Genomic DNA, 13,209 nt, shown 5'->3' with positions numbered 1-13,209 from the left:
TTACACCATAAGGTTTGATTTTGCTATGTTTATCAAGGTGCAACAAAATTGCTGATTTTCAAGGTTGCAAGATAGCACCAGATTTTTGATCAATAGTTAAGAGTACCAACGGTTTGTTATGTCTCCAAATGAGGTAACTATGGCTCGATATCAAGAAACTACACAGACTGAAACTCTACACCTACCTCCAGCCATAACTTCTAGGGGCGTCGCTGCAACTGAATTACGTCCTTGGGGCGCTTTTACAGTTTTGGAAGAAGGGCGCGGATACAAAATTAAGCGCATCGAAGTTAAGCCTGGACACCGCCTCAGTCTACAAATGCACCATCACCGCAGCGAACATTGGATTGTCGTCTCTGGTACAGCTAGAGTAGTTTGTGGTGAGAAAGAAGTACTACTGAGCAATAATGAATCAACTTATGTACCCCAATGTACATCTCATCGTTTAGAGAATCCTGGCGTGATCCCCTTGGTGTTGATTGAAGTGCAAAATGGCGAATACTTGGGAGAAGATGATATCATCCGCTACCAAGATGATTATGCCCGCACCAAAGATTAAAACCAAAAAAACGCTAAAGCTCTAATCCCAAAACTGAATACATTTTTGTGCAAACCGTCTTTGTGTACGAACTACTGCACCCCAGAAGTCCCTACCTTATTAAGGTGGGGACTGAAGCATATTAGTGTTATAAATGTAGTAATAGCGATCGCGCTCATAACTTCGATGATTTGGAATTTTGCAGAAGCGAGAGTCAACCCATCTGTAAAATAGAAGATGGGGTATTCAATTGCAAAAAATTAGTTCCATGATTCATCTGAGTCAAGCAGCCGCGAGTGAAATTGGGCGAATAAAGTCCAAGCAGCAGCCAAATGTATTGTTTCGATTGGCAGTAAAACCAGGTGGTTGTTCGGGGTTATTTTATGATATGTCTTTCGATGAAGCAATAAAAGTTGGCGACCAGATTTTCGACTTGGATGAAATTCAAGTAGTCATAGATGCCGCAAGCTTAAATTACCTCAACGGTTTGAAAGTGGATTATTCAGAAGACTTAATGGGTGGTGGTTTTCGCTTCCAGAATCCCCAGGCGATCGCAACCTGTGGCTGTGGCAATTCTTTCTCCATTAATGATTAAGTAATCATTCAAAGAAGCAAGAAATGGCAAATGACAAATAACAATTGACATAAAACCGTAAAAAAAGATATAATCAGGATTTGTTAAAACTTAGACATATAAGCAGCTTTACGCGCTGTAACTCATGCCAACAATACAGCAGCTAATACGTACTGAGCGCGAACAAGCGCGTCAGAAAACCAAGTCTCCGGCTCTGAAACAATGCCCCCAACGTCGGGGAGTTTGTACCAGAGTATACACGACCACACCAAAGAAGCCTAACTCAGCTCTACGAAAAGTAGCAAGAGTCAGGCTTACCTCGGGATTTGAAGTCACAGCTTACATTCCAGGTATTGGTCACAACTTACAAGAACACTCAGTTGTGATGATTCGTGGTGGTCGGGTTAAGGATCTACCGGGCGTGAGATACCACATTATCCGTGGCACCCTAGATACAGCCGGAGTTAAAGACCGCAAACAAGGCCGTTCCAAGTATGGAACCAAGCGTCCGAAAGAAGCGAAAAAATAGGATTCGGCGATTAATCGCATCCAACACGATTAATCGTCTACCTTAAACAGTGCCAAGGGCAAAAAAACTATCAGGGTATGTGTTCTAACAGCAGTTATGAAAGCTGTTAAAGTCTGTTTAAAAAAATCAAGCTAAACCTACACTAAGCGAGCAAGTGTAGAAGTTCTGAGGAGAACGCTGTAACCCACAGCAGGATTTTAATCTGGACATTAAGGTTTAGAATATTGTCCCCTTGAGTATTTAGTTGCAGGTAGCAAGTCAATGAATTTTAGATTTTAGATTTGCGATTTTGGATTGGTCGAACCCACGAGGGGATGAGGCTTAAAGACTTTTGATTTTTTCCAATCCTTGTGGTCGGAACATTTACCAAAAACTCTAATCCAAAATTGGCAGTCAATAGGTCAGCCTTGCTGCAACAGTCGAAAACAAAATTGAGAAAGTCTGAGGGTTGGGTTCCACAGCTTTTAGTTTCCGGTGTCTGATAGCATATAATTTCGTTGCCAATTCCGAATTAAAGGTGAAGTATGTCTCGTCGTGGTGTTATTCAAAGGCGCCCAGTTCCGTCTGACTCCGTATATAACAGTCGCCTTGTGAGCATGATTATCAGACGGATCATGCGTCATGGCAAGAAATCACTTGCCGCACGTATTGTTTATGATGCATTAAAAACTATTGAGGAACGCACTGGTGCTGGTGCTTTGGAAACCTTTGAAAGAGCAGTGCGAAATGCCACGCCTTTAGTAGAAGTGAAAGCTCGGCGAGTTGGTGGAGCAACCTACCAAGTACCAATGGAAGTGCGTACAGAACGGGGCACTACTCTAGCACTACGTTGGTTAGTGCAATATTCCCGGTCTAGACCAGGCCGGACAATGGCAAGCAAACTGGCAAATGAGTTAATGGATGCTGCCAACGAAACTGGCAATGCCATTCGCAAACGGGAAGAAACGCACCGGATGGCGGAAGCTAACAAAGCATTCGCGCACTATCGTTACTAAGTAGAAAAGCGGTATATCGCCTTGCCGAAGCGGTATATCGTGGATTTACAAAACAAAGACGGTTTTCCGTAAAAGTATAGAATCTTAACAAAGAGTAATATACAAGATATCATGAGGCAAAACTATAGGAGGTAGCTGTGGCACGCACGATCCCGCTAGAGAAAGTACGCAACATTGGTATTGCGGCGCATATAGATGCGGGCAAAACAACAACAACAGAGAGAATATTATTTTACTCTGGGATAATTCATAAAATTGGCGAAGTTCATGAAGGAACTGCCGTCACAGACTGGATGGAGCAGGAGCGGGAGCGTGGAATTACCATCACTGCCGCTGCTATCAGTACCAGTTGGAAAGATCATCAAATTAACATTATCGATACTCCGGGTCACGTAGACTTCACAATTGAAGTTGAGCGTTCCATGCGTGTGTTGGATGGTGTAATCGCAGTATTTTGTTCTGTGGGCGGTGTGCAACCGCAGTCCGAGACAGTGTGGCGGCAAGCAGAACGCTACAAAGTTCCTCGGATAGCCTTTATTAACAAAATGGATCGCACCGGAGCGAACTTTTATAAAGTTCATGAGCAAATCCGCGATCGCCTGCGGGCGAATGCGATCGCTATTCAACTACCAATTGGTAGTGAAAACGACTTCCAAGGTATTGTTGACCTAGTACGGCAACGTGCGTACATCTACGCTAATGACCAAGGAACCGATATCCAGGAAACTGATATTCCGGAAGCATTGCAAGCGCAGGTAGATGAATTCCGCACCAAGCTAATAGAAGCTGCGGCAGAAACCGATGATGCTCTGATGGCAAAGTACTTCGAAGGCGAAGAACTTACAGAACAGGAAGTTCGGACTGCCCTGCGTAAAGGCACAATTGCGGGGACAATCGTACCAGTACTTTGCGGTTCAGCATTCAAAAACAAAGGCGTGCAGTTGATGCTGGATGCCGTTGTAGATTACCTGCCAGCACCAAGTGAAGTACCGCCAATTCAAGGCTTACTGCCTAATGGCGATGCTGTTGAGCGGCGGGCTGATGACAACGAACCCCTAGCAGCTCTGGCATTCAAGATTATGGCTGACCCTTACGGTCGCCTGACATTTGTTCGTGTTTATTCTGGTGTCCTGAAAAAGGGCAGCTACGTTCTCAACGCTAGTAAGAATAAAAAAGAACGAATTTCCCGCTTAGTTCTAATGAAGGCAGATGATCGGCAAGATGTCGATGAACTGCGAGCGGGTGATTTGGGAGCAGCTTTGGGATTGAAAGACACCTTGACAGGTGACACGCTCTGTGATGATGGATCGCCAGTAATTCTGGAATCCCTATTCATTCCTGAGCCTGTGATCTCGGTGGCGGTTGAACCCAAAACTAAAAACGACATGGACAAGTTGTCCAAAGCTCTGCAATCTCTCTCAGAAGAAGACCCCACCTTCCGTGTCCGCGTCGATCCGGAAACAAACCAAACCGTGATCGCGGGGATGGGAGAGCTACACCTAGAAATTCTAGTAGACCGGATGTTACGAGAATTCAAGGTGGAAGCAAATGTAGGTGCACCGCAAGTAGCTTACCGAGAAACAATTCGGAAAGCTGTGAGCAAAATTGAGGGCAAATTCATCCGCCAAAGTGGTGGTAAAGGTCAATACGGTCATGTTGTGATCAATTTGGAACCTGGAGAACCTGGTACTGGTTTTGAATTCGTCTCCAAAATTGCCGGTGGTTCAGTACCAAAAGAGTACGTTGGCCCCGCAGAACAAGGAATGAAAGAAAGCTGCGAATCCGGTGTTCTAGCTGGATATCCGTTAATTGACGTTAAAGCGACGCTAATTGATGGGTCATACCACGATGTAGACTCTTCGGAAATGGCTTTTAAAATCGCTGGCTCAATGGCGATGAAAGAGGCTGTGCTGAAAGCTTCACCTGTCCTCTTAGAGCCTATGATGAAAGTTGAGGTTGAAGTTCCTGAAGACTATATCGGGAACGTCATTGGCGACCTCATTGCCCGCCGGGGGCAAATTGAAAGCCAAAGCACCGAACAGGGACTTGCTAAGGTCGCATCCAAAGTTCCACTGGCGACCATGTTTGGCTACGCCACTGATATCCGATCAAAGACGCAAGGTCGGGGTATCTTCACGATGGAGTTCAGCCACTACGAAGAGGTGCCTCGCAGCGTAGCTGAAACTATCATTGCAAAAAGCAAAGGGAACGCTTAGTTAAAATAAGGAAATGAGCATTCATGGCACGCGCAAAGTTTGAAAGAAATAAACCCCACATTAATATCGGTACAGTTGGCCATGTTGACCACGGTAAAACTACCTTGACAGCAGCCATTACCATGACTTTGGCCGCTATGGGTCAAGCTGTAGCTAAGGGTTATGACCAAATTGATAATGCCCCAGAAGAAAAAGCACGGGGTATTACCATTAATACCGCTCACGTAGAGTATGAAACTGCAAGTCGGCACTATGCTCACGTAGACTGTCCAGGACACGCTGACTATGTGAAAAACATGATCACTGGTGCTGCCCAGATGGACGGAGGTATCCTCGTAGTTGCTGCTACCGATGGACCCATGCCCCAAACCCGCGAACACATTCTGTTGGCAAAACAGGTTGGCGTTCCCAGTCTGGTTGTCTTCTTGAACAAAGAAGACTTGATGGATGACCCAGAACTCCTGGAACTAGTGGAACTAGAACTGAGAGAACTGTTAAGCAGCTACGATTTCCCTGGCGATGATATCCCCATTATCAAAGGCTCTGGTCTGCAAGCTCTGGAAGCAATGACCAAGAATCCCAAGACCCAACGAGGAGAAAATCCTTGGGTAGACAAAATCTATGAACTGATGGATGCTGTAGATTCTTACATTCCCACTCCTGAGCGGGATGTTGATAAGCCCTTCCTGATGGCTGTAGAAGACGTATTCTCAATTACAGGTCGTGGTACTGTCGCCACAGGTCGGATTGAGCGGGGTATAGTCAAAGTCGGCGATAACGTTGAACTAGTGGGTATCAGAGATACTCGCGCCACTACCGTAACTGGTATTGAAATGTTCAAGAAGAGTCTTGACCAAGGTATGGCTGGAGACAACGCTGGCGTACTACTTCGGGGTATCCAAAAGGCTGATATTGAACGAGGTATGGTCATCGCCAAACCAGGTTCAATTAAACCTCACCTTCAATTTGAAGGTGAAGTTTACGTCCTAACAGAAAAAGAAGGTGGTCGCAAGACTCCATTTTTTGCTGGCTACCGTCCCCAATTCTACGTGCGGACAACAGATGTAACTGGCACGATTAAAGCCTTCACCGCTGATGATGGCACTGAGGTGGAAATGGTGATGCCAGGCGATCGCATCAAGGTGACAGTAGAATTGATCAACGCGATCGCTATTGAACAAGGAATGCGCTTCGCTATCCGCGAAGGTGGTCGTACCATCGGTGCTGGTGTCGTTTCCAAAATTATCAAGTAGCACCTTTTTGCTCATAACAAAGGAGCAGAGATGGTATTTATTTTGCCTCTCTGCTCCTTTCTCTTCCCTCTATAAATAAGGTAATAGGTTACAGGGGACAGGTGATAGTTTTCTGTAACCTATAACTTGTAACCTTTAACCTGTAAATACCCCCCTAATTACGCAGAACCTGGAAAATTAAAGATGGCAACTCTACAGCAGCAGAAGATTAGAATTCGTTTACAGGCCTTTGATAGGCGCTTATTGGATACATCTTGCGAGAAGATTGTAGACACAGCTAACCGCACCAACGCTACAGCCATAGGTCCAATTCCTTTACCAACAAAACGCCGGATCTATTGTGTGCTGCGATCACCTCACGTAGATAAAGATTCACGGGAACACTTTGAAACCCGTACTCATCGCCGGATTATTGACATTTACCAGCCCTCTTCTAAGACTATTGATGCCCTGATGAAATTGGATCTACCATCGGGTGTAGATATCGAAGTCAAACTTTAATTTAGTCATTAGTCATTAGGCATTAGAAAATGACAAAAGACAAATGACATTAGTATTAATATTTACATAGCCCTGAAGAAATATATCTCAGGGCTTTTATTTAGCTAGGAAACAAATGATAGAATGTAGACAAAATACGGGAAAAGCAGAGAAAAGAAAAATTTTAAAGATTAAGTTTATACTAAGGTAACAATGACATCATCTTCTAAAATTGCAGTTCGCGAACTACCTCTGTTCCCGTTACCCGAAGTAGTTCTGTTTCCTACAAGGCCATTACCCCTGCACATCTTTGAATTTCGCTACCGAATCATGATGAACACGATTTTGGAGAGCGATCGCAGGTTCGGTGTTTTGATGTTCGATCCAGTCAAGGGTACAATTGCAAACACAGGTTGCTGTGCCGAAATTGTTCATCACCAGCGGCTGCCAGATGATCGGATCAAGATGTTGACTTTAGGGCAGCAAAGATTTCGTGTATTAGAATATGTTCGTGAAAAGCCATACCGTGTTGGCTTAGTAGAGTGGATTGAAGACCAACCACCAATTAAAGATTTGCGACCTTTATCTTCTGAAGTCGAACAACTACTGCGAGATGTTGTACGTTTGTCAGCCAAGTTAACTGAACAAAATATCGAACTGCCAGAAGATTTGCCTGACCTACCAACAGAATTATCTTATTGGGTAGCTAGTAACCTTTACGGTGTCGCTCCAGAGCAGCAGCTTTTGCTAGAAATGCAAGATACTGCAACTCGTCTAGAGCGAGAAGCAGAAATTTTAACCTCTACTCGTAATCACTTGGCAGCTCGTGCTGTTCTCAAAGACACATTTAATGAAAAGTGAGGAGTTAAGAATTAGGAGTGAGGAGTTAGGAATTAGCAAGAAATAACAAAAAATAAAAGATTGAAAACTTATAATTTATAGTCCCTAACTGAATCACTAATAACTCTTAACTTCTCAAGTAACAGCGCTGATCGATAAAACATTGTAAGCACCAAGAATTTTTAAAATCTCTGTGTGGGTAATTAATTCTGCTAAAGCAGATTGCATCTGTGCTTCCTTGGCATCCGCTTCTAAATCCATGAAAAATAAGTATTCGCCTAGCGATCGCTTCGTCGGACGAGATTCAATTCGGCTGAGGTTAATTCCTAGTTGAGCAAATATTTGCAAAGGCTTGACTAATGCTCCCGGTGTGTTAGCAGGCATACTAAAAGCCAGCGATGTGTGACTAGCAGACGCTTTTGATGTCTGGTATCCAGCATTAGCTTCGCCATGACTGACTACCCAAAAACGAGTAAAGTTTTCTGGATAGTCGTTAATGCAACTAGCAAGTATGGGTAATTTGTAGAGTTGAGCAGCTCTAGTAGAAGCGATCGCTGCCGTTGTTGTATCTTGCCCTAATCGCTGTAGTGCTTCGGTTGTAGAATTGCTGGGAATAATCTGTGCAGTTGGCAGAAACCGCTCTAACCATCCCTGACATTGTGCCAAAGCTTGCGGGTGAGAGTAAACAGTTTTAATCTTATCTAAATTAGACGCGCAGGAAATTAACATATGGGCAATGGGTAATACCAAAGCCAATTGAATTCGCAGACTGTCTAATTGCCAGAGTGTATCCAGTGTTGTGGTAACACTCCCTTCAATAGAATTTTCCACTGGCACAACAGCCAACTGGGCTTGACCATCAGCAACGGCGTGCAATGATTGGGAAATACTGGGATAGGGAGATAATATAGCTTCAATTCCCGTACTTTTGTTCAGCCAGTTGACATAAAAAATAGTTGCTTGTTCTGCGTAAGTGCCGGGAGGCCCTAAATGTGCGATCGATAGAGTCATACTTTTAGCCTTGAGTTACGAGTTTAATCGGTAAATAGAGGTATATGATATTTTGGTTTTGGCAAATAATCCAATATCTACTTTTACTAGACACTGTTATGTGTAAAATTTACGTACTAAAGGAATAGACCAAAATATGTATCCAATAAAAGAATTGATGGAAATTAGTCTTTGATCAGATAGGTTTCCTGGCAGTTTTTTTGCTAAATTGCTCTGGACATTTCAGAGAAATTATACTTATTTTTGCCTATAAAAGTAACACTCACATTTTTGTTTTTATGTCAAGGCTTAAAGCATAATCTATATTTCTTAAACTAAAGATAGTAATGAGCGTACCAACTTTTTACTAATAATGTATAGCTGATCAGCAACAATCATTTTTATGGCCAATAAATTTTGTACTTTTCTAATAATCAGAACTAAGTTGTTAAAAAATATTAAAATTAAGAAACAGATATTTTTATCCGCTCATGGCTACCCGGTTTACTGCCTCCCAATCGGTTGAAATCGCTGTTCCAGAGCAGCCTATTCCCATTCAGCACTACTTACGTCAGCCTCAACGACTGGTTAAAGCTTTAGTTGACAATAACCGGATTCAGCAACTTTCTGAAGAAGTATTTCGCTTGAAAATGCGTCCGCTAACTTTTATGTCACTAAGTATTCAACCTACTGTGGATATGAGAGTGTGGGCAGAATCAAATGGAATAATTTATTTGCGATCGCTAGGCTGTGAAATCCTGGGTTTCGAGTATATTAACCAGCGCTTTGCTCTCAATTTAAAAGGGCATTTGTCTCCCAAAGAGTTTAGCACTGGCACTCGCCTGCAAGGAAAAGCTGATTTAGAGGTGATGGTGGATTTGCCACCCCCATTTTCCTTTACTCCGAAGCCGATTTTAGAAGCTACTGGAAATGGTTTGCTTAAAAGCGTGCTGTTGTCAGTCAAACAACGGTTATTAAATCAACTTTTGGCGGATTATCGCTACTGGGTGATATCACAAACCAAAGAGAAAGGACTTGACGATGATAGTACTAAGTTACCAATCCTGAATGCTGAGTAATTATTTAATCACTCAACACTCCGGCGTTTGATTTGGCAAGGACGAAAAGACTGACGATGCAGAGGCGAAGGCCCGTATTGTTGCAAAGCCAGCAAATGCCGCTGGCTTCCATACCCCTTGTTACACTCCAGGTTGTACATAGGGTATTTTAATGCTAGACGCAGTACCAAATCGTCACGCCAAACCTTAGCAATAATACTAGCAGAAGCAATAGCAAGCGATCGCTCGTCTCCTTTAACTATTGTTTGTTGTGGCAATAGCAAGTCTTTTATTAACTGATTGCCATCAACCAAGCAAATTTCAGGCTGTACCTTTAACTTCAGCACAGCCCGCTTCATTGCTAACAGCGTCGCTTGCAAAATATTTATCTTGTCAATTTCGGCAGTAGAAGCAAACCCAATTTTCCAATCTATAGCCAGCCCGCAAATTTGCTGCGCTAGCTGAATTCTTCGAGAACTAGATAACTTTTTACTGTCTTTAATTTTAGCTGCCATTAGTATTGGCAAAGCGTGATCTGGTAGGATCACTGCTGCCGCCACCACAGGGCCAAATAGAGCACCTCGCCCTACTTCATCGACACCTGCAACTAACCCTGGAATCCCTGACAAGGTAGAAAACTCCAGCCAAGTGGATTTTTCCAAAGTCGTTGGCGATGTTTCTACCATAAAGCAAATTAATTATCCTCGATCGCTGAGGAACGACGACGGCGGCGACGGCTGGCGGTGGCGCTGCTATTAGCTTCACTTTCATCTGCGATCTCGTTCGCGGCTGCGGCTTTCGCAGACAAGCGTCCCGAAGGATTCACAGTTAACTCCGATGGTTCAGTTGTCTCTTCGATCAAAGATTTTTGTTCTGGCTCAATAACTTTTGGTGTTGGTATCTTGCTTGCGGTTATTTCAGTTGTTGCTTTTTGTGGAATAGGAGTTATTTCAGGTGTTGCCTTTTGGGCAATAGCTGTTATTTCAGGTATTGCTTTTTGGACAATAGTTGATTCTGAGGTTGATTCAGTTGGGGTCGTTGGCAATTGACCGGGCTGAATCACATTAATAATCACAGACTTGGTATTTTTAACCTCTTGCTCTAACTTCACCAAGGGAGATATGCCCATCAAGGCAAACATATCCTGTTCTTGGAGGCTCATTTCTACAGTTTTAATCTCCGGTGGTTCTACCACTGGTTTAACTGGTTCTGCCTTGATAATTTTAGTGCGCTCTACTCTTTCACTCCAACCTGGTTTACCAAGGGTGGGTGAGGGAATTTCTGGTGCAACTCCTAGTTCTGTTTCCATATCAAGGTCTAAGTCTGGCTCGTTGACAAAAGCCAGTGGATTGGGAACAACCCGAGCTTCATCTTTCCCATTTAACCCATTGACACCAATGCGACTGCGGCGAGTGCGGGTACGACGCTTATCATTAAGTTCTTGATAACTAGGATGATTGATCAGATTTAGGTTACTCAATTCCGAGTCGCCGTCAAATGCTTCCCCAAATCCATCGTATGTTTCTCGTGGTTCAGGGGTGCGGGCAGATGGCTGACGTGGTTCTCGGTGAGGCAGGGATACAAAACGCTCACGTTCTGGTGTCTCTGCTGGTATAGGTAATCGGTTTTCGATTTCTCCAGGCAGACGCACGGTGTGCCCTAAACCGCCACAGGTTGGGCAAGTTTCACCAAACAATTCGTAAATATTTTGACCCTGACGTTTGCGGGTCAATTCTACTAAACCCAATTCGGTGAGTTGGGCAATCTGGGGACGAGCTTTATCTGCTTTAAGTGCTTTATTAAAGTGTTCGAGAACTTGCAGTTGGTCACGCCGCGATTCCATATCGATAAAATCAACGACGATCACCCCGGCAATATTCCGCAGACGCAACTGGCGAGCAATTTCTGTTGCCGCTTCGCAGTTTGTCCACAAAACTGTTTCTCTAGCTGTTGCTGATCGCGTAAACGAACCTGAGTTAACATCAATTACGGTTAATGCCTCAGTTGGCTCGATGATGATGTAACCTCCAGAAGGTAGGTCTACCCTTGGTTTCAGGGCTTCTCTAATTGCAGCTGTGATGCGGAAGTATTCTAAGATTGGGGAGCGATCGCGATGATGGTCAATCAACAATCCCTGCGGTGTTTGACCGCCACTCCAATTCTGCAAGTACTGTTTGACGCGCTTCAAACCAGTACTGGAGTCTACGACAATCCGATTTACATCCGCGCCGTACATATCCCGCAATACACGCTGGATAAAATCATCGTCTCGGTTGAGCAGTGCTGGAGCACGGGTGGAATGGGCTTCCTGCTGAATAGCCTCCCATTGCTTTTGCAGCAACTCCAAATCTTCCATAATGGCTTCTTCGGGTTTGCCTTCTGCTTCTGTACGCACAAGCAAACCCATTCCCGCCGGTTTGACCAAAATTGCTAGTGCCCGTAAGCGGTTACGCTCACTTTCACTTTTAATTCGTCGGGATAAATTTACGCCCCTACCATAGGGCATCAGTACTACGTAGCGTCCGGGTAAGGTGATATTACCCGTGAGCCTGGGCCCTTTTGTCCCCGTTGGCTCTTTCATTACTTGAACCAAAACTTTCTGCTGTGGTGCTAGTAGTTCTGTAATTGCCGCTGCGGTACGCTTGAGCTTCAATGGTCCCAAGTCGGTGACGTGAATAAAACCGTTGCGCTCTGGGTCGCCAATATTGACAAAAGCTGCATCTATCCCAGGCAAGACGTTTTCTACTACTCCTAAGTAGATATCACCTATTTGATGATGACCTGTAGCAACAACGAGTTCCTGTATTTGATCTTCAGAAAAAACCGCAGCAATTTGGTGCTGCTCCGCGATGATAATTTGTTTCGGCATTCAATTTCCTCAAAAATTGGCAGCACTTACAGGTTTGAGGTTTGTTGTATCAAGTCCAGTTAATTACTAATAATTAAAACTCCCTGCGTCTCCGCGTCAGTTTTAATTATTAGTATTTTCTCGGTTTGATATTATACTTTTGCTGCCCTCACAACCCTCAAAAGGCGCTACTGATAATAAAAATCGCAAATCTGAGCTTCTAAGTTAAATAGCTATTGGCGCTCTTAAGAGCGTTTCCACGGCTGATTATTCCAGAACGGCTGCATATCGTTTAAGCAATTAAATCAACCGTCCGTGGTTGATTTTTGATGCAATACCCTCAAATCTTGAGAGTTCTGAGTTGAAAGTTCTAAATCCTGAGTGAGAGTTTTAACTCAGGATGCTTCATTTGATAGTAACCTACTGAATTCGTGAAGAAAAAGAAACTATTTCTATTTTCCATTCCCCGGATTTATCTTAGGGTTATACTCAGCAGCCAGCGCCAGTTGCTACCCTGCCTTGAGCTGCTCTAGCCTAAGACAAGCCGCGCTTTGCGCGTCTGTGAAAGTCTACAAGTCGGCATAACCGACAGCAGTTGCTTTAACTCTAAAAAGTAATGCACTAGCTCTTGGGCACTACGTGGATTAGACATTCAGCAGTTGTTTCAAAAGCATGGATTTGGAGAAGCTAACCGAGCCTGCTGTTAGTTACTGATTCACAAGGTAGCTATAGAGAGAGTGTGCATTCTTTAATCTGCTTTTTGTTTGTCTGGGATAAAATCCTAGAAGTTGCACTCTAATATCTTTGCTTTCGCCCCCTGAATACCAGGGTAGTGAACCAGCCAATTCAATGCAGCGCCAGAAAATTTCTCTTCAACCCATTCTAACG

The 13,209-nt window shown here is 43.9% G+C and carries 12 protein-coding genes; 9 read left to right on the top strand and 3 right to left on the bottom strand.

Annotated features, from left to right (window positions below; translation table 11 throughout):
* Positions 1-139 precede the first annotated feature (139 nt).
* From ACWATR_RS11000 to ACWATR_RS10965, 8 genes are all read left to right on the top strand, one after another.
* Entirely contained in the window at positions 140-559 is a 420-nt protein-coding gene (locus ACWATR_RS11000; RefSeq protein WP_069070111.1) for a cupin domain-containing protein, read from the top strand.
* 247 nt (positions 560-806) lie between these two features.
* A complete protein-coding gene (locus tag ACWATR_RS10995; protein WP_460332197.1) occupies positions 807-1,133 on the top strand; it encodes a HesB/IscA family protein in 327 nt (108 codons plus the stop codon).
* A 124-nt stretch (positions 1,134-1,257) separates the two neighbouring features.
* A complete protein-coding gene (rpsL, locus tag ACWATR_RS10990; protein ID WP_015214573.1) occupies positions 1,258-1,641 on the top strand; it encodes a 30S ribosomal protein S12 in 384 nt (127 codons plus the stop codon).
* A gap of 524 nt (positions 1,642-2,165) precedes the next feature.
* Positions 2,166-2,636 carry a 30S ribosomal protein S7 gene (gene rpsG, locus ACWATR_RS10985; protein ID WP_069070112.1) on the top strand — a complete coding sequence of 157 codons (471 nt, stop codon included), beginning with the start codon at positions 2,166-2,168 and terminating at the stop codon, positions 2,634-2,636.
* A 137-nt stretch (positions 2,637-2,773) separates the two neighbouring features.
* Positions 2,774-4,852: an elongation factor G gene (fusA, locus tag ACWATR_RS10980; protein ID WP_460332194.1), complete on the top strand. Its 2,079-nt coding sequence runs from the start codon at positions 2,774-2,776 to the stop codon at positions 4,850-4,852.
* 23 nt (positions 4,853-4,875) lie between these two features.
* Positions 4,876-6,105 carry an elongation factor Tu gene (gene tuf, locus ACWATR_RS10975; RefSeq protein WP_460332192.1) on the top strand — a complete coding sequence of 410 codons (1,230 nt, stop codon included), beginning with the start codon at positions 4,876-4,878 and terminating at the stop codon, positions 6,103-6,105.
* Positions 6,106-6,288: 183 nt separating this feature from the next.
* Complete coding sequence (gene rpsJ, locus ACWATR_RS10970) at positions 6,289-6,606, top strand: 30S ribosomal protein S10 (protein ID WP_008232935.1); 318 nt, start codon at positions 6,289-6,291, stop codon at positions 6,604-6,606.
* Positions 6,607-6,798: 192 nt separating this feature from the next.
* Complete coding sequence (locus ACWATR_RS10965) at positions 6,799-7,446, top strand: LON peptidase substrate-binding domain-containing protein (RefSeq protein ID WP_460332190.1); 648 nt, start codon at positions 6,799-6,801, stop codon at positions 7,444-7,446.
* Between the two features lie 114 nt (positions 7,447-7,560).
* Here ACWATR_RS10965 and pheA read toward each other — a convergent pair whose 3' ends face one another.
* Positions 7,561-8,436 carry a prephenate dehydratase gene (pheA, locus tag ACWATR_RS10960; RefSeq protein WP_460332188.1) on the bottom strand — a complete coding sequence of 292 codons (876 nt, stop codon included), beginning with the start codon at positions 8,434-8,436 and terminating at the stop codon, positions 7,561-7,563.
* Between the two features lie 470 nt (positions 8,437-8,906).
* Between pheA and ACWATR_RS10955 the strand changes: the two genes are divergently transcribed.
* A complete protein-coding gene (locus ACWATR_RS10955; RefSeq protein ID WP_460332186.1) occupies positions 8,907-9,494 on the top strand; it encodes a DUF1997 domain-containing protein in 588 nt (195 codons plus the stop codon).
* Between the two features lie 8 nt (positions 9,495-9,502).
* On the opposite strand, the gene ACWATR_RS10950 is transcribed toward ACWATR_RS10955, so the two are convergent.
* Both ACWATR_RS10950 and rne read right to left on the bottom strand, forming a co-directional pair.
* Positions 9,503-10,159 carry a ribonuclease HII gene (locus tag ACWATR_RS10950; protein ID WP_460332184.1) on the bottom strand — a complete coding sequence of 219 codons (657 nt, stop codon included), beginning with the start codon at positions 10,157-10,159 and terminating at the stop codon, positions 9,503-9,505.
* 8 nt (positions 10,160-10,167) lie between these two features.
* Positions 10,168-12,342, bottom strand: coding sequence for a ribonuclease E (gene rne / locus ACWATR_RS10945; RefSeq protein WP_460332182.1), 2,175 nt, complete (start codon positions 12,340-12,342; stop codon positions 10,168-10,170).
* Positions 12,343-13,209: the final 867 nt, after the last annotated feature.

It is taken from the genome of Nostoc sp. UIC 10890 (assembly GCF_054786515.1).
Note: the sequence above shows the minus strand (reverse complement) of the source record. Positions and strands in the feature narration are given on the sequence as shown.